17 protein-coding genes are annotated in these 16,831 nt (G+C 33.7%); 10 read left to right on the top strand and 7 right to left on the bottom strand.

All coding sequences use genetic code 11. The annotated features are described in order from the left end of the window. Positions 1 to 233: 233 nt before the first annotated feature. Both E3U55_RS14965 and E3U55_RS14960 read right to left on the bottom strand, forming a co-directional pair. Positions 234 to 635 (bottom strand): thiol-disulfide oxidoreductase DCC family protein, encoded by a 402-nt coding sequence (locus E3U55_RS14965; RefSeq protein WP_323740420.1) that lies wholly within the window; start codon positions 633 to 635, stop codon positions 234 to 236. A 6-nt stretch (positions 636 to 641) separates the two neighbouring features. Then, complete coding sequence (locus E3U55_RS14960) at positions 642 to 941, bottom strand: TIGR04104 family putative zinc finger protein (RefSeq protein ID WP_134341291.1); 300 nt, start codon at positions 939 to 941, stop codon at positions 642 to 644. A 77-nt stretch (positions 942 to 1,018) separates the two neighbouring features. Between E3U55_RS14960 and E3U55_RS14955 the strand changes: the two genes are divergently transcribed. The 4 genes from E3U55_RS14955 to E3U55_RS14940 all read left to right on the top strand — a co-directional run bounded on the left by E3U55_RS14955 (position 1,019) and on the right by E3U55_RS14940 (position 4,791). Then, entirely contained in the window at positions 1,019 to 1,726 is a 708-nt protein-coding gene (locus E3U55_RS14955; protein ID WP_134341290.1) for a response regulator transcription factor, read from the top strand. Continuing rightward, a complete protein-coding gene (locus E3U55_RS14950) occupies positions 1,710 to 3,071 on the top strand; it encodes a HAMP domain-containing sensor histidine kinase (protein WP_134341289.1) in 1,362 nt (453 codons plus the stop codon). The genes E3U55_RS14955 and E3U55_RS14950 overlap by 17 nt, the downstream gene beginning before the upstream one ends. Before the next feature lie 55 nt (positions 3,072 to 3,126). Further along, complete coding sequence (locus tag E3U55_RS14945; protein WP_134341288.1) at positions 3,127 to 3,972, top strand: PepSY domain-containing protein; 846 nt, start codon at positions 3,127 to 3,129, stop codon at positions 3,970 to 3,972. 132 nt (positions 3,973 to 4,104) lie between these two features. Further along, entirely contained in the window at positions 4,105 to 4,791 is a 687-nt protein-coding gene (locus tag E3U55_RS14940; RefSeq protein ID WP_134341287.1) for a PepSY domain-containing protein, read from the top strand. A 160-nt stretch (positions 4,792 to 4,951) separates the two neighbouring features. Here the strand turns inward: E3U55_RS14940 and E3U55_RS17585 are convergent, their stop codons facing one another. Beyond that, positions 4,952 to 5,095 (bottom strand): hypothetical protein, encoded by a 144-nt coding sequence (locus E3U55_RS17585; RefSeq protein ID WP_194840941.1) that lies wholly within the window; start codon positions 5,093 to 5,095, stop codon positions 4,952 to 4,954. Positions 5,096 to 5,412: 317 nt separating this feature from the next. Here E3U55_RS17585 and E3U55_RS14935 point away from each other — a divergent pair, with 317 nt between their 5' ends. Beyond that, on the top strand, positions 5,413 to 5,895 hold the full coding sequence (locus E3U55_RS14935) for a glutathione peroxidase (protein WP_134341286.1): 483 nt from the start codon (positions 5,413 to 5,415) through the stop codon (positions 5,893 to 5,895). A 28-nt stretch (positions 5,896 to 5,923) separates the two neighbouring features. Here E3U55_RS14935 and E3U55_RS14930 read toward each other — a convergent pair whose 3' ends face one another. Continuing rightward, a complete protein-coding gene (locus E3U55_RS14930; RefSeq protein WP_134341285.1) occupies positions 5,924 to 6,580 on the bottom strand; it encodes a hypothetical protein in 657 nt (218 codons plus the stop codon). Between the two features lie 17 nt (positions 6,581 to 6,597). Next, positions 6,598 to 6,822: a hypothetical protein gene (locus E3U55_RS14925; RefSeq protein WP_134341284.1), complete on the bottom strand. Its 225-nt coding sequence runs from the start codon at positions 6,820 to 6,822 to the stop codon at positions 6,598 to 6,600. 121 nt (positions 6,823 to 6,943) lie between these two features. On the opposite strand from E3U55_RS14925, the gene E3U55_RS14920 reads away from it, so the two are divergent. Next, positions 6,944 to 9,343: a penicillin acylase family protein gene (locus tag E3U55_RS14920; protein ID WP_134341283.1), complete on the top strand. Its 2,400-nt coding sequence runs from the start codon at positions 6,944 to 6,946 to the stop codon at positions 9,341 to 9,343. 157 nt (positions 9,344 to 9,500) lie between these two features. Then, positions 9,501 to 11,159, top strand: coding sequence for a BCCT family transporter (locus E3U55_RS14915; protein ID WP_134341282.1), 1,659 nt, complete (start codon positions 9,501 to 9,503; stop codon positions 11,157 to 11,159). Positions 11,160 to 11,446: 287 nt separating this feature from the next. Here E3U55_RS14915 and E3U55_RS14910 read toward each other — a convergent pair whose 3' ends face one another. Beyond that, positions 11,447 to 12,919, bottom strand: a complete 1,473-nt coding sequence (locus tag E3U55_RS14910; RefSeq protein ID WP_134341281.1) for a methyl-accepting chemotaxis protein — start codon at positions 12,917 to 12,919, stop codon at positions 11,447 to 11,449. A gap of 158 nt (positions 12,920 to 13,077) precedes the next feature. Between E3U55_RS14910 and E3U55_RS14905 the strand changes: the two genes are divergently transcribed. Continuing rightward, a complete protein-coding gene (locus E3U55_RS14905; protein ID WP_134341280.1) occupies positions 13,078 to 14,445 on the top strand; it encodes an MFS transporter in 1,368 nt (455 codons plus the stop codon). 4 nt (positions 14,446 to 14,449) lie between these two features. Here the strand turns inward: E3U55_RS14905 and E3U55_RS14900 are convergent, their stop codons facing one another. Further along, on the bottom strand, positions 14,450 to 14,686 hold the full coding sequence (locus E3U55_RS14900; RefSeq protein ID WP_134341279.1) for a hypothetical protein: 237 nt from the start codon (positions 14,684 to 14,686) through the stop codon (positions 14,450 to 14,452). Positions 14,687 to 14,900: 214 nt separating this feature from the next. Here E3U55_RS14900 and E3U55_RS14895 point away from each other — a divergent pair, with 214 nt between their 5' ends. Then, positions 14,901 to 15,326, top strand: coding sequence for a YwpF family protein (locus E3U55_RS14895; RefSeq protein WP_134341278.1), 426 nt, complete (start codon positions 14,901 to 14,903; stop codon positions 15,324 to 15,326). 117 nt (positions 15,327 to 15,443) lie between these two features. Then, positions 15,444 to 16,817: a TrkH family potassium uptake protein gene (locus E3U55_RS14890; protein ID WP_134341277.1), complete on the top strand. Its 1,374-nt coding sequence runs from the start codon at positions 15,444 to 15,446 to the stop codon at positions 16,815 to 16,817. The last annotated feature ends 14 nt before the right edge of the window (positions 16,818 to 16,831 follow it).

Raw genomic sequence — 16,831 nt, 5'->3', positions numbered from 1 at the left:
TTAATTTGTCTCAGTAAATGATCTTCCGGAATTATAGCATCGTATAATCCAGAGAATTCACTAATGTCTAACGAAAGTTGACGTTCAATCATCCAATCCCTCACTTTTATGTACTACTTATTTTATAAAAGAAATCAGCCCACCTTTCTTCCAAACTTGGAAAAAAGATGGGCTGATATTTAAAATCGGACTTTTTCAGTGGCCTCATATCTATATCGGGCTTTCTTACTTTTTTAGTCTAAAAATTTATTTTTATATTCTGTCTTTGGCATCATACACTGATCTTGTTTTCCGAACCATTTATAACGGTTGTTGGCAATGCAATTGTAAATAGGGTCTCTTAAGAATTTTGGAATTAACACAAATATGAATAACAACTGCCAAAACCCTTTAAGATCTTTTAATACATGTAAAGCAGCAGTCGACTTGGTAAATACTTTTGAAGCTTTAATATATATAAAGGTATCTAAATTGTATTCAATGTTGTGTTTTTGTATCAACTGTTGACCCTGTTCACCTTGTAAAGAAGCGAAACGAAAACGATCTTCTTTATCACGTTTTAAAAGGAATTGAACTAGCCCATTACATAAATTACACACACCATCAAATAATATGATTCCTTTCAAAATATACACCACCTTTTACCATAATGGTTCTTCTTCAGGTGATAAACGCACCAAAAATGGTATGAGAAACAAAGTTCCTGCAAGAAGACATAATCCAATAAGTGCACTCCATCCTAAAGCTAATCCCATTGCTTGAAAAATGACTAAAAGAAGCGGATAGATAAAAACTGAAAGCATGATTTTCTTTTTACTACTAGCTGCATGATAGGAGGTTTCATGACACTTTTGACATCTTACCCCTATTTTAAAACGCCAGCCAAGTGGTAATAAATGATTATATTCAAATTCATGCTTGCAATGTGGGCAGTGAGTCATCGTATCACTCTTCTTTAGTTATATGGTATCATACATTTGAGAGAATATTTAGACGAAGTTGAAACGAGGTGTTTGCAATGTCGGATATCAATATTTTAGTGATTGAAGATGAACAAAAAATAGCACGTGTTTTAGAACTTGAACTAAATTATGAAGGATATCAAGTGACCAAAGCTCATACAGGTTATGATGGACTAGAGTGGTACCGTGAAAAGTCTTGGGACTTAATTTTACTTGATATCATGCTGCCGGAAATGAGTGGTGTTGAAATTCTTCGGCGAATTCGAAAGGATGACAATCAAACACCAATATTATTGTTAACAGCTAAAGATTCCATAGAAGATAAAGTCACTGGGCTTGATTTAGGTGCGAATGATTATATAACGAAGCCATTTCAAATTGAAGAATTGTTGGCTCGAATTCGAGCTGCTTTAAGACAAACTCATTCACAAGAAAATGAAGAACAAACCGAATGGTTAGCTTTTGCTGATTTGAAATTAAATGAAGGTACACGTGAAGTTTATCGTGGAGAACGTTTTATTGAATTGACCCCTCGTGAGTTCGATTTACTCGTTTACTTTTTAAATAATAAAAAGCAAGTCCTTAATCGAGAACAAATATTGGATGCCGTTTGGGGATTCGATTATGTGGGAGATACGAATGTCGTTGACGTTTACGTACGTTATTTGAGAAAAAAGGTCGATGCTGATACGGAGAATGAAATAATTCATACAGTCCGTGGAGTTGGCTATGTATTGAAGGATACTTATGAGGCTAAAAAATAAGATATTCTTATATTCGACATTTTTATTTATTGTAATCATTGTTTTACTATCTCTTACCATATACTTTACTTTTAGTGATATTACTTACGAAAGGGAAATGGAACGAATCGAATCCAATGCTGATAATATCGTTTCTGGATTACGAGAGGCTAATGAAGAATTTACAGTAGATGATTTATTAAGTGTCTATACACCAAGTAATGGAATGTTAAGGATTGTAAATCGAAATGGAGAGACAATGACTTTTGCATTATCAGAAGGCGAGCCGATTTCTTTCCGGAAAGTCGATACAGATTTTGAAAGAGGAAGACAGTCCAAAATTATTAATCATGAGGATAAACAATATGGACTGGTGCAAATACCATTGATTTGGCAAAAGGGTCAAGTTGTGTATCTCCAGATATTTGAAAGCTTGAAATTAGCCGAGAATAATTTAAACACTCTAAAATTAGTCCTGTTATTAGTAACTGTTATTGCCATCATCCCAATTATAGTTTCTGGTAAATTACTTTCAGATCTCATCATTACACCAATTCAAACTTTGATTAACACGATGAAAGAAATTAAAGAAAGTAATTCCTTTAAACACATTCCTTCAACTAAGCAATCAAAAGATGAATTAAATACTATGAGTGAGACCTTTAATGACTTAATGGACCGTTTAAAGGAAAACTATGATAAGCAAGAAGCTTTTGTTTCCAATGCTTCTCACGAACTGCGAACGCCACTAACTATTATTGAAAGTTATGCCAATTTAGTTAAACGACGAGGATTAGAGCAGCCTGAACTTGTAAAAGAATCTATTGAAGCTATTCATACAGAAGCTATAAGAATGAGGGATTTAACGGAACAATTATTGTTATTAGCTAGAAGAGATAAAGACTGGTTATTAGAAAATGAAGAACATTCATTAGATAACATACTTAAGGATGTTGCTAATCATTTTAAAGAGGCTTATCACAGAGAGATTAAGATCATCATCAATGAAAGTTCATCTGTATTAATTGATGAACAAAAGCTGAAACAGTTATTATATATTTTTTTAGACAATGCAAGAAAATATAGTGACGATTACATTACTTTATCTATGGGAAAAGAATCAAAACAACCAATCATAAAAATAATCGATCGTGGCATTGGGATACCTGAACAATCACAGGAGGAAGTATTTGAACGATTCTATCGTGTTGATGAAGCCAGAAATAGAGACCAAGGTGGAACAGGTTTAGGTTTAGCCGTTGCTAAGGAATTAGCAGATGCAATGAATATAACTATAGATCTGAAAAGTAAAGAAAACCAAGGCACGACGGTTATTTTAAGAATAAACTCATCTAATTCTCATTAAATTTTAATTTCTAACGTTTAATATATAGATAAAAAGATGTATTAAGGATGATCACATGATAAAAGAACGAATTTTATGGATGTTAGGAGGTGCAATCATAACGGTTGTTGTGTTTGTTTTAGCACAACAATTTGTTTTTGGTACCTCTTCAGCTGAAAATATTACTAAAGAAGAGGCCGAGGACATCGTATTAAAACGATTCTCAGGAGATATAGATCAGATTGAAGAAGAAAAACAACACTATTCGGTTATTGTTAACACGGATTCTCGCTCTTACAAAGTAATGGTCGACAAACAAAATGGCGATTTATATGATTATGAATTGATTGAAAATAAAAAGGATAATAATCCAGAATCTGAAGATGACTCAACAAATGGAAATCAAGATTCCAATGAGCAGAATGATCCAGCTAAACAGACTAAGGATCAATCATCAGATGAAAAGGAAGATAGTGAACAAAAACAAGAAGAAGCATTATCTTTATTAAAAGAAGCAGAAATAACTGAGCAGGTTCAAGAAGTCTTTGATGGAGAAATCGGTAACATTGAGTTAAATGAAACAGATCACCCATTTTATAAAATTGAAATTGAAAAAGATCTCGAGATTATTACATTAAAAGTTGATGCTTATAAAGGTGATATTCTTAGTGAAGAGAGTCAACCTAAAGATAAAAATACTCCCATCAGTAAAGAAGAAGCAATTAAAAAGGCCTCCAGTGTTATTGAAGGAAAGTTAGATGATGTAGAACTTAAGAATATAAAAGGGACATTGTATTATTTTATTGAATTAGAACTACCATCTAATCAAGATGTTACGATCAGAATCAATGCGATTAATGGATCAACAACAACCATTTGGGACCAAAAAGATGATGATAAAAATAATGAAGAAGGCAATTAGAACAGGGTATTCACCCTGTTCTTTTTATTTTCTTTTTTAATTCTAATCGTTTTCTAATATTCTGTTATTAGTTTTCTCATCTTAACTAGGTATATTTAGAGTACAACATATTTGATTAGGAGGAATTTAATTATGAAACGAAAATTATTAGTAGGTGCTTTAGCAAGTTCAGTGGCCGTTGGAGGTACAGTTGGAGCAACATCTTTTAGTGATTCATTAACAACTAATAACAAAACAAATGTGGAAGCTAAAAAAGTCGCAGAATCAGAGTGTGAATTTAATATGAATAAGTTAATAGGTGTAGAAGAGTTAGAAGACATTGTACTTAGTGAAGTTCAAGGTACTATTGAAGAGGTTGAGTTAGAAACAAAAGCGGATCAGCAATCATATTTTGAAGTAGAAGTTCATAATGATTCAGAAGTATATGAAGTTCATGTCAATGCTTATTCTGGTAAGGTTATAAAAGTCGAAAATAAGCAAGAAGTTCAAGCAAAAGCGGAAGGTAAAGCTTCAGTCAATGTTGGAAAGAAAGCTGAAGTAAAAGATGATCTTGAAAAAGGTGAAAGTGTAACAGCTACAGTTGAGTCAGATGCATCTGCAAAGGCTCAAACTGAAAATAAGGTAGAAAATCCTAAAGCAATTATTAGTCAGGAAAAAGCTATTAAATCAGCATTAGAAGTAGCTTCAGGTAAAGTGGCAGAAGTTGAATTGGATGAAGAAGGTAAGGTTTATGACATTGAACTAAAAGGTGAAATTGCAACTGAAATTAAAGTTGATGCAAAAACTGGCGCCATTTTAGGAGTAGATTTAAATAAATAATAAAATAACACACATAACGTGTGATGAAGATAAATAAGGGGTGCCCTAAAGTCATTAACAGGGTATCCCTTTTTCGTTTGTAGTGAGTCATCGCCTATTAAGTGGCCACTCATTGGTGTATAGTGGCGAGTACACAAGCAAAAATCAAATTATAAATCTTCTATTTAAACAATTTTCTTAACGCTTTCCCTGTTGCTTTTCCTACTACCCTTCTTCCCACACGTTTTCCTACACGTCCTTTTTTAACCGCACTGACATCGTTCCAAATTCTTAGAAATTTATATATTTTCTTTTTAACACCCATATAATCACCTCTATTATTAAGCCCGTACAATAATTTGATCACTTATTTTAATTTTGAAACAATTTGCATTAAATTTCAACAGACTTTTACATTTGTGTTACAACTTTGTTATAATTAATTAACATAGTGTACATATGTTTAATAGACTAATCCTTCGGTAATAGAGTAGGTGAAACCTTTTGAAAGAACTTGTTGGGGAATGTATAAATTGTTCACGATCTGTCTATTGTGAAAATGGATTTTTTAATGGAATTCATGAGCAAGGGAAACTCTATTGTAAGGAGTGTTTTGAGAAAAAGATTAAGAGAGGTGTCGGTATGAGTCTATATGATGTTGATGTGAATACAAGCGGTGGTCAGATTAAATCTATGAGTGATTATAAAGGTCATATATTGTTAATCGTCAATACTGCTAGTAAATGTGGGTTCACACCTCAATTTGAAGGTCTTCAAGAATTATATGAAGAATATAATGGTGAAGATTTTTACGTTTTAGGATTTCCGTGTGATCAATTTATGAATCAAGAATTTGAAAACCAAGATGAAATCATGGATTTTTGCCAAACTAATTATGGTGTGACGTTTCCCATGTTTCAAAAAGTAGATGTTAAAGGTGAAAATCAGTCGCCTTTATTCGAATTTTTAACAGAACAGAAAAAAGGATTCTTAGGTGGGGAAATTAAATGGAATTTCACTAAATTCCTAGTTGATCGTGAAGGTCGTGTATTAAGAAGATACGCACCTCAAGCAACGCCACAAAAAATAAGAAATGATATAGATCAATTAATAAAAGGAAGCTAATCATAGCTTCCTTTTCATATGTGTGAGATTAAAAGTCTTTTCTTATATCTTTGTCTTTAAAAATAATTGCGGAGTCACTAAAGCTTAGAGTAATATGCCCACTATTAATATTGAGTTCTTGCTCCATTTGTTTAATGATATCTTCTAACTTGTCCTCATCGTTTTCTTCTTTCCCTCGATTTAATGTAATTCTAATGATTGGGCTCGCGTCATAATCTTTTAAGGAAGGAATGTTGGTAGAATCAATTCCAAGCTGGTGACCAATATCTTTAGGATAAGTCATCCACAATTCTTGTATATGATCTTCTCCGTATGTCTCATTTAAAAGGGGAGTTAAAAAGGATTTTAGTTCATACTCCCAGGTTTCTGCTACATAACTATCCATGTACTCACCGCTATCTGCATGTTTGAATACTAGGAATTTAAATGGGTCATTTCTTTCTTCAAAACTAGTAATAGCAGCATAATTAAATTGTTCATAAACATCAACGTTATCATACATTGTATCAACAATTTCATATGGTTCATTATATTTCTCTTCTAGATATAATTTAGCTTCTTTCTTGACCTCTTTAACCTGATCAGGATCAGTTTTCAAACCCAAGTAACTGAGGTAGAAAATTATCGCTCCAAACAAACATAACCCGATGATTCCTGCTATAATTGCTTTTTTCTTTGCTTCCACTGGTGTCACCCCAAAATTTAAATCAATAAAGCAAATGTCAGCATCCCAGCTAACACACCTATTGATATAAAAAGTATTATTTGATTTAGTGTATTTTTTCTAAATATAATCGAAAAGATTGCAGTAAAAGCGAATGCAATCGGTATGGCACTATATAACCATGAAAGTTGCTGACCAACATACAATAATGCTAATAAACTTAATGAAATAATAAATAAGACTCTTGGTATCCATTTCAACATAGTATCACCCACATAACATTGTAAACAATTTTACTCAATAAAGATATTCATCTCACAGAACTTTAATAAATTGTTAAAATTTTAGTATTTTTGTAAAATTAAATGAGAGGGGGAGATTTATATGGAAGAAGCAATTCAACAAGAACAACAAGTTGTTCATAAAAAGAAAATGCGACCATGGATTAAATGGTCACTGATTAGTTTAGTTATTGTATTACTCGTGGTGGCCTCTTTATTGTTATATGTAAACGCCTACATAAATCGCTCGTTGGCGGATACTGAAGGAACCAAGAGTGTTAGTGGTTTAAATGAACAAGTGGAAATATTAAGGGATGAGAATGGTGTTCCTCATATCACTGCGAGTAATGATTATGATTTATTTTTTGCGCAAGGTTATGTTACTGCTCAAGATCGATTGTTTCAAATGGAAATGGCACGTAGACAAGCTTCAGGTGAGTTAAGCGAAGTAGCAGGTGAAGTGGCTTTAAACCAGGATAAATATTTTCGAACACTGGGGTTAAGACGTGCGGCAGAAAAATCGCTTGAGCTATATGATGAAGAATCTATTAAAGTTTTAGAAGCATATGCAGATGGTGTAAACCAGTATATCCAGGAAGTTAAGAAAGACAACAAGTTCCCAGTCGAATTTAAGTTAATGGGCGTAGAAGGTATGGATGAATGGACGGTTATTGACTCATTAACTATTGGTAAATATATGGCCTATGATTTAGGGGGACATTGGGAACGTCAAGCGTTTAATTATTATTTGATGCATAATTTTAATGAAGAAGAAGCTTATGAACTGTTTCCGACCTATCCAGAAGACGGCTTAACTAATATTTCAGATGAAGAGTATGTTGATATCACAGCTAATTTAACTCAGGCACCGAAGACACATGAATTCAATGGAAGTAATAACTGGGTTGTTAGTGGTGATAAAACGGATTCAGGTTTACCTTTGTTATCCAATGATCCTCATTTAGGATTAGCAACACCCTCAATCTGGTATCAGGTCCATCTGGATTCAGACAAATATAATGTGTCAGGGGTGATATTTGCAGGGATTCCAGGTGTGATCTTAGGTCATAATGAAGATGTTGCATGGGGTGTTACAAATGTTGGTCCGGATGTTCAACAGTTGTATTTAGAACAGAGACATGAAGATGACCCACATAAATTTAAATATGAAGATGAATGGGTTGAAGCTGAAGTTATTACAGAGACCATTGAAATAAAAGATCAAGATCCTGTTGAGTACGAAGTTATTGAAACGATACATGGTCCAGTCATATCTGAGTTTGCAAATAATACTGGTGGAGAAGAGGCTGTTTTTTCACTCGATTGGACAGCATTAGATGCCACACCAGAACTGTCAGCTGTATTGAAAATCAACCGAGCTAAAAACTGGGAAGAGTTTGAGAAGGCATTAGAAGATTTTCATGCCCCAGCTCAAAACTTTGTATTCGCATCAAAAGATGGAACCATTGCTTATAAGGCAAATGGAAAAATACCAAAATATGATGACCCAGACCATGCATTATTACCTCTTCCAGGTTGGAATAGTGAATATGATTTGGATGAATTCATTCCTTTCGATGAATTACCTAGAATCGTTAATCCTGAAAAAGGTTTTGTAGCAACGGCTAATAATAAGGTTATATCAGATGAGTATCCTTACCATATTAGTCACATGTGGGCACAACCTTACCGATATACGAGGATTCATGAAGTGCTTCAAGAATCTGATTCATTATCCATTGAGGATATGAAAGATTTACAGATGGATCAAATGAATTTACAAGCACGTCAGTTCACACCGATATTTACAGATATATTAGAAAATACTCAATTATCATCAAAAGAACAAAAAGCAATAGATTCTCTAAAGAGCTGGAATTATGTTGATGATGCAGACAACCCCCAGCCATTAATATTTCATCGATTATTAAAGCATATTGAAGATGAATTATTCGCAGATGAAATTCCTGAAGAAGTTCTTTCAATGTTTAAAGGAAGTGGTCAAAATCTTGATCAACTGATCATGAAAGCATATGAGGGTAAAGACGTATTGTGGTTTGAAAAAAATGGTGGGTTAGAACAAGTAATATCCAATGCTTTTACGAAAACTATAGATGAATTAGAGGAAATGCAAGGGGAAAATATGTCTGAATGGGCTTGGGGAGATTACCACCAAGTGTATTTTGCGCACCCACTATCTAATATATCTATATTGGATGAATTCTTTAATCCGATCGAACCCGTTCCTGTTGGTGGAAGTAATGTCACTGTAATGGCAGCTTCATTTAAAGATAATGGTATTACTAATCACGGAGCGTCATGGAGATTTGTAATTGATTTAGAGAATATAAATCAGGCGCATCATATCGTAGGACCTGGCCAGGCTGGTCATTACCGAAGTAAGTGGTATGATAATCAGATTATGGATTGGGTTGAAGGAAATTATCATTTAACTAAGATGGATGTGAATGGTGGAAAGCGTCTCGTATTAAAACCTGAATAATTTAAACTCGAAAGCTTTGGGTATTTCCCAAAGCTTTTTTTGATGTTCTATAAATAATTTTTGGATGTATGCAGCAAAGTATAGGTAATGAGTATTAAAAAATTGCTATTGGGGTATTAAAAATATAAATAAATGGGGTATTAAAGGAGAGAATTAGATGAATCGAAAACTTATTGATTGGCCGACGTTTATTGCTGCATTTATAATATTACTTGGAGTTGTTGTTCCATTAGTCATTTTTCCTGAAGCGGGAACTGAATTTGTTAATAAATTAAATACATTTGTTTCAGGGAATTTTGGATTTTTGTATTTGTTAATGGGGCTGGGCGTATTCTTTTTCCTAATCTTTGTAGCATTTAGTCAAAATGGACACGTAAAATTAGGAGAAAAAGATGAAAAGCCTGAATTTGGAACAGCTTCTTGGGCTGGTATGTTATTCAGTGCTGGAATTGGCTCGAGTATCTTATACTGGGGCACAATCGAATGGGCCTATTATTATCAAGGACCACCTTTGGGTATTGACCCTTCGAAACAGCAATTAGAAACAATTCAATGGGCATCCACCTATGGTATATTTCACTGGGGTCCTATTGCCTGGGCAATGTATTGTTTACCAGCCGTACCTATGGCGTATTTCTTTTATGTTAGAAAAAAACCTATCATCAAGGTAAGTGAAACGTTAAGACCACTTCTTGGAGGCGTTTCAGATACTTTCATCGGTAAAGTCGTAGATGTACTTTTTATTTTTGGGTTATTAGGCGGGGCAGGTACCACACTTGCTTTAGGTACCCCTTTAATCACCTCAGGTATTACCGATCTAACGGGACTTGAGGATACGATGGTATTAAGGACAGCTATATTATTAGGCGTGACTGCCATATTTGCGCTTAGTGCTTATATGGGATTAAATGAAGGGATTAAACGCCTAAGTGATTTCAACTTAATATTAGCTGTATTTTTATTAATATTTATTTTTGTAACAGGGCCAACATTATTTATCTCCGAGGCAACAACTAATAGTATTGGTTTAATTCTAGATAACTTCTTTCATATGAGTACTTGGACAGAACCGTTTGCTAATTTTGAAGGGTTTAAAGAAACTGGTTTCCCAGAATCTTGGACTGTTTTCTACTGGGCATGGTGGCTTGTGTACGCACCATTTGTCGGTTTGTTTATTGCTCGTATTTCAAGGGGACGAACAATAAGGCAAGTCATTGTTGGGACAATTGTATATGGATCACTAGGTTGTTTATTATTCTTCGGTATTATGGGGAACTTTGGTTTATATCTACAACTAACAGGTGCTTATGATGTCGTATCTGTATTGAATGACCAGGGGGCACCAATAGCCATAATTTCAATCATTAATCAATTGCCATTTGCTAAATTCATGGTTCTAATCTTTGTAGTCTTATCTGTTGTATTTTTAGCTACAACCTTTGACTCGAGCTCATATATCTTAGCATCTGTGACACAGAAAGAAGTTGAAGATGGAGAGCCAGAACGTTGGAATCGATTATTTTGGGCATTCACCCTATGTATACTTCCACTAACTTTAATGTTCTTAGGCGGTTTAGGGACGTTACAAACAGCCAGTATAGTCGGAGGTTTTCCATTAATATTTATATTCTTCTTATTAGCTTGGTCATTCATGAGGGCATCTAATGGTGACTTAAAAGCTGATGATAAATATAGACGTAAAACAATTGTTCTTGATTATAAAAAGATTAGAGAGAAGATTAGACAAAGACGTATGAAGAAAAAAGGAACTAGAGAGCAATATAATGATGAAACAAACGATGAAAAAAATGAATAAATTCGGTAAGTTTTAAAAGCAGAACGGTCTAGGCTTTTTCGCTCAGACCGTTCTTTTTTTATTGGCTCTGTTTAAGTCCGTTGTTGATATTGTGATTCGCTTTCGGTGGACGCTTTCCGTGGGCACGGCTTCAGCTAACTTTGAAAAGAAAAATCATTTTCTTTTCAAAGTGGATCTTCAGCACGCGCTGCTCCCACAGGAGTCGCCACCTTCGCTCATCACAATTCAACAACTTAATCTATGTCAAAAATCAACATTAAACTTTAACATAGCCTTTTTATTAAAAATTATTTGTTTTGCTCATTTGTTAATGCTTGAAGAGCATCCGTTGATTTTTCAATTTCTTCATGTAATGCAAGATTGTGATCCGTTTGTTGCTGTACCGTTGCACTAATTTCTTCAATAGAAGCAGTTGATTGTTCAGTTAAATATGTGAATTCACTGATCGTTTCTTCAACAGTTCTTGTGTTGTCATTAGCTTGGTTTGCTATTTTTGTGAAATTATCAAGTTGTAATAATAATGTATTCGCTTGGTTTTGGAACTGCTCAAATAATTGATGGTTATCATTAATGGTTACAATATTGTTTTCAAGCTTACTTGAAATTGTGTTCATTTGAGCATCAGTTTCATCATTTGTTTGTTTCATACTAAGTAAATCATTTGAAATAGTTTTAGCTGTTTTCTCAGTATGATCAGCAAGCTTTCTAATCTCTTCAGCAACCACCGCAAACCCTTTTCCGTGTTCACCAGCGCGTGCTGCCTCAATCGATGCATTCAATGCAAGTAAACTAGTTTGATCAGTAATGTCCTGAATGGATTGCAGGGATGCAACAGACGAATCTACTTTATCACTTAATTGAGTAAAGGTGTGTTGCATTGACATCAGACTATTTTGAAAGTCTTTAATTTGTTCGTTCAGTTTGCTTGAAGCTTCAATACCTTTTTTAGAATCAGATTCTGTTTCAGCAGTAGATCGTTGAATAGTGTCTAGTTCTTTCATCATTTGATCTAATATTTTGGATGTTTCAGTAACTTTATCGTTTATAGTTGAAATTGAATCAGATTGTGTTTCGGTACCACTCGCGATTTCTTGAATAGCTTTGTTCATCTCGTTTAACGATTGATTATGCTCATGGGATTGTTTTTCAATGAATTCCATGCTCGTTCTAATTTTGTTAGCCTGATTTTCAACTTGTTGCTTTTTCTGGTGTTCTAAATCAAAATTTCGCTTATTTTCAACTTGTAACTCTTCTAATCGCTCATTTGTTTGTTGAGCGATTAATTGTTGGAAGTATAAAACTATTCCACCTAAAACAAGGATCAGGATAGAAGTTCCATAATCTAAATCGAACTGTTCTCCATATTTCATGATGAATCCAACTAATAAGACTAAGCTTATGCTAAAACCAAAGAATAAAAGGCCGCGTGATAAATAAAGAGCAGTACTAATCAAAAGAAAATAAATAAGTGCTATATTTTGTCCTGAGGTACTAACTTGAAGGATAATTGCTCCAATTACAGATCCTAGCCCTAATATACTTATGTATGGAAAAACTCTGACGCCTTTACCGATCTTTAAGAGTACCCCTAAGATGGATATTAGTGATAATGAACCGATTAATAAAATCAAAAGCACTGTCATGGTTTGTCCAAGTATGTAGTTCACAGCCACGCTTAAAATCGATACTAAAACTATAAAAATAAACATTAACTTGTTCTTTCTCTTCAAAGCCTCATAATTAATATCTGCTTGTTCCATCAGTTAACCCCCCTGAATTTTCAAAATATTATTGTATTCATATATTATCATAAATTGTGACAAATTAGATGGACAAATGATAAAAAATTACTAGTTAAGTTCATTGAAAGTTTAATGGAAAATAGATATGCTTATTTAGATGAAAGGTGAGGGAGAAGATGACCAGAGATAAAGAGCATATAAGTAATCCTAAAGCATTATTATTCTCACTTTGTTTTGTATTAATGTTTTCAGTTATGAATGGAACGATGTTTAATATAGCGATTCCGGATATAGCTGAAGCATTTCAGTTATTGCCTTCAGAAGTAAGTTGGGTAATGACAGGTTATATAATGGTTTATGCTATTGGGGCATTAGTTTATGGGAAACTTACTGATACGATTGCATTAAAAACATTAATTACATTTGGATTAATTGTATTTACCATTGGATCACTAATTGGTTTTATCGCTCCGAACTATTTGTTTGTATTAGTTGCCAGAGTCATTCAAGCGATAGGGGGTTCAATGATTCCTGCCATTGCATTTATTGCGCCAATTAGGTATTTTCCTAATGAACGAGGTAAGGTATTAGGAATTATATCTTCAGTGATGGCTTTTGCATCAGGGATCGGACCGATTATTGGTGGGACCATAGCTGGTTTATTAAGCTGGCAGTTTTTGTTTTTATCATCGGCATTAATTATAATTACGTTGCCATTTTTGAGAAAAAATTTACCGGATGAAAAGACTGAGTTCGTAAAACTTGATTATTTAGGAGCAAGTTTAGTCGCAGGTTTTATAGTAACCATTTTAATGGCGATTACCCTTGGACAAGTAATTAGCTTTGGATTTTCATTAGTTTTTCTCATATTAGTATTTATTCGTATGAATAAAGCTGCAAATCCTTTTATTCCGCCACATTTATTTCGAAACCAGCCTTATTTGGTGACTTTAATTGTTAGTTTCATTGGTGTGGCCTGTTTATTTGGATTAATGTTTTCCGTGCCTATTATGTTGAGGGAAGTGTATCAATTATCAACTCTACAAATTGGCATAACGATGTTTCCAGGGGCTATGAGTGCGGCATTAATAGGAAGAAAAGGCGGTCAATTAGTTGACCAGAAAGGTTCAAGAGAAGTATTTTTATTTAGCCTGCTTCTTTTATTGGTTGGTTTTTTCATTGTATCTAGCACGGTTGGAGTTCCGCCACTTTATTTAGCATTGTGTTTAATCTTTCCTATGATGTGTTTTCCACTTGTTCAAGCTTCTGGAGCTGATTTGCTGGCTAATATTCTTAAAGATCGCGAAACAGGAGTAGGAATGGGAGTATTTAATTTATTAAATTTCGTTTCTGGAGCAATGAGTGGAGCCATTGTGGGTAAAACATTGGATTTATATAAACCTAATCTACCTATTAATCCATTAGGCCTCGAAGGAACTGGTTCAATCTTTAGTAATGTTTATTTAACATTTTCATTATTAATTATGATTGGATTTGTTATCTTTAAGTATTTTCATAAAGAAGAACAAAGAAAAGCTGGGTAAAAAATTACCCAGCTTTTAATATTGAGTTTAAGTCTAAGATAGTTTGTGCCTCTTGACCTCCAGTGCCTTGTGCACCTCCGCCAAACATTGGGAACACATAGGAAATTAAAAACCACATAATACCGAAAACAATGATTAAAATTGCAATCCATTTAATTGCTGTTGCACCTACGCGTCCTGAATCAGTTTTCTTTTCTCTATGTTCGACCTGTACATCTCTGTGTTTAAAATCATCAGCCATAAATAGTCCTCCTTTATAATTTTAAGGATTATATTGCTTGTTTGTTATTTACCACGTACAATAATTTTAAAACGTCAAGCTTGTACAGGGCAGGTCTGGGTGTATTAATTACTAACTGAAATTTATACTAATATTAATTAGAGGATCTAGAAATCTTTTGTCTGCCTATTATTTCCTATATAATATAGATATTTACAAAGGGGAGGTTATTAGTATGAAGACATTTAAATTGATCTCTTTAGAAGTTCTAGAAAAGTCCGGTGATGAATTACTTAACAAAGAAATTGACATACATGATGGATTAATCATTGATCGGGAAGTGGATGAAGATCGCTGGTTAATCGAATGCCATATGCCGAAAAAGTATTATGAGTTTTTTCAAGAGAAACATGAAAAAGAACGTGAATTTGTTGTTCAAGTAAGAATCTCTAAAGCAGCTAACCCGAAAGCGACCATCGTAACTAAGATTAAGTCGATAAATGATATTGAAGAAGATTTCAATATTATCTTGCGAGGTAACTTAGTTAATCGTGAGCGAGAACAAGTGGAGCGCATGTTACAAGAACTAATTGAAGCAGGATATCAAGGCGCATCATTATTAAAAAAATTCAAAGAAAAGAATCAGGAAAGCTTCTTTTAATAGCCAAAGTTAATCCTTACCTAGTTAGGTAGGGGTTGTATTTTGAATATTTAATCGAAAAATTTGTATAAGTTTGTAGATTTAGCAGGAATTACGAACGAAAAAGGAGAAACATCTATGTACGTGAGTAAAAAGGGGTTTCATTTAAAAAAACTATTTAATCGCTTATCTGTTGTACAGCTGATTTCTATGTACTATTTAGCAGCTGTAACGTTAGTGACGATTCTATTGTCGTTTCCAATAGCACATAAAGAAGGTATTAACCTTAACTTTATGGAAGTCCTTTTTACTTCTGTTAGTGCTGTAAGTGTAACTGGTTTAACGGTTGTATCTACCGCGGATTCTTTTAGTTTCTTCGGAATAATTGTTATTGCGTTAGCATTACAAATTGGTGGGCTGGGAGTAATGGCTCTTGGAACACTAATCTGGCTGATTTTAGGACGTAAAATCGGTTTCCGGGAACGACGAATGATTATGACCGATCAAAATCAACAATCTATTTCTGGGATTGTACGGCTAGTAAAAGATATGTTATTTGTGATTTTGACGATTGAATTCATAGGCTTCATCATATTAGGGACTTATTATTTAAATTATCATGATTCTATTTTGGATGCATATTATCATGGTTTTTTCTCTGCAATTAGTGCCACAACAAATGGTGGTTTTGATATTACTGGTGCTTCATTACAACCATTTCAACATGATTATTTTGTGCAATTTGTTCATATCCTTTTAATTATTGCAGGAGCAATTGGTTTTCCTGTATTAATTGAAGTTAAAGAATATCTTAAGATTGCACCTGAAGATCGTAACTTAAAACGCTTTTCGTTATTTACTAAATTAACAACACTAACTTATTTCTTGCTATTAGTTTTTTCATTTCTAGTTGTTATAGTTTTGGAGTTTAATCATTACTTTGCGGATAAGTCATGGCATGAAATATTATTCACTAGCCTATTCCAATCGACGACGGCTAGAAGCGCAGGGTTATCAACTATGGATGTTAATAGTTTTACTGAACAAACTCAGGTATTTCTCTCTAGCATGATGTTTATTGGGGCGTCTCCAAGTAGTGTAGGTGGTGGTATTCGTACGACGACATTCGCTTTAGTTATTATTTTCATTATGACATTTGCGAGAGGCCAGAGACATATTAAAATATTTGGCAGAGAAATTGAGGATGAGGACTTATTTAAAGCAGTTGTCGTTACTTTATTAGCAATTATTATGTTCTTAGCTTCGTTAATTGTAATTACAGCGATTGAACCATTCTCTTTAACCAGCATCATTTTTGAAGTTAGCTCAGCATTCGGAACAACAGGACTATCGATGGGGATAACCTCAGATTTATCTTATTTTAGTCAGGTTTTATTAATGATTCTTATGTTTATTGGACGTATAGGTTTACTCACTTTTTTATTTACTTTCAATAAACAAAGAAGAAAGAGTAATTATAGATACCCTAAAGAAAAAATAAATATCGGGTAGGTTAATTAAGGGGG

This window comes from Filobacillus milosensis (assembly GCF_004402015.1).
Classification (GTDB): Bacteria; Bacillota; Bacilli; order Bacillales; family Alkalibacillaceae; genus Filobacillus; species Filobacillus milosensis.
Note: the sequence above shows the minus strand (reverse complement) of the source record. Positions and strands in the feature narration are given on the sequence as shown.

Excerpts from the sequence above, each read along its gene's own strand:
- E3U55_RS14960 (WP_134341291.1), bottom strand. The coding sequence starts at position 941 with ATGACTCACTGCCCACATTGCAAGCATGAATTTGAATATAATCATTTA.
- E3U55_RS14955 (WP_134341290.1), top strand. The coding sequence starts at position 1,019 with ATGTCGGATATCAATATTTTAGTGATTGAAGATGAACAAAAAATAGCA.
- E3U55_RS14950 (WP_134341289.1), top strand. The coding sequence starts at position 1,710 with ATGAGGCTAAAAAATAAGATATTCTTATATTCGACATTTTTATTTATT.
- E3U55_RS14945 (WP_134341288.1), top strand. The coding sequence starts at position 3,127 with ATGATAAAAGAACGAATTTTATGGATGTTAGGAGGTGCAATCATAACG.
- E3U55_RS14940 (WP_134341287.1), top strand. The coding sequence starts at position 4,105 with ATGAAACGAAAATTATTAGTAGGTGCTTTAGCAAGTTCAGTGGCCGTT.
- E3U55_RS17585 (WP_194840941.1), bottom strand. The coding sequence starts at position 5,095 with ATGGGTGTTAAAAAGAAAATATATAAATTTCTAAGAATTTGGAACGAT.
- E3U55_RS14935 (WP_134341286.1), top strand. The coding sequence starts at position 5,413 with ATGAGTCTATATGATGTTGATGTGAATACAAGCGGTGGTCAGATTAAA.
- E3U55_RS14925 (WP_134341284.1), bottom strand. The coding sequence starts at position 6,822 with ATGTTGAAATGGATACCAAGAGTCTTATTTATTATTTCATTAAGTTTA.
- E3U55_RS14920 (WP_134341283.1), top strand. The coding sequence starts at position 6,944 with ATGGAAGAAGCAATTCAACAAGAACAACAAGTTGTTCATAAAAAGAAA.
- E3U55_RS14915 (WP_134341282.1), top strand. The coding sequence starts at position 9,501 with ATGAATCGAAAACTTATTGATTGGCCGACGTTTATTGCTGCATTTATA.
- E3U55_RS14910 (WP_134341281.1), bottom strand. The coding sequence starts at position 12,919 with ATGGAACAAGCAGATATTAATTATGAGGCTTTGAAGAGAAAGAACAAG.
- E3U55_RS14905 (WP_134341280.1), top strand. The coding sequence starts at position 13,078 with ATGACCAGAGATAAAGAGCATATAAGTAATCCTAAAGCATTATTATTC.
- E3U55_RS14900 (WP_134341279.1), bottom strand. The coding sequence starts at position 14,686 with ATGGCTGATGATTTTAAACACAGAGATGTACAGGTCGAACATAGAGAA.
- E3U55_RS14895 (WP_134341278.1), top strand. The coding sequence starts at position 14,901 with ATGAAGACATTTAAATTGATCTCTTTAGAAGTTCTAGAAAAGTCCGGT.
- E3U55_RS14890 (WP_134341277.1), top strand. The coding sequence starts at position 15,444 with ATGTACGTGAGTAAAAAGGGGTTTCATTTAAAAAAACTATTTAATCGC.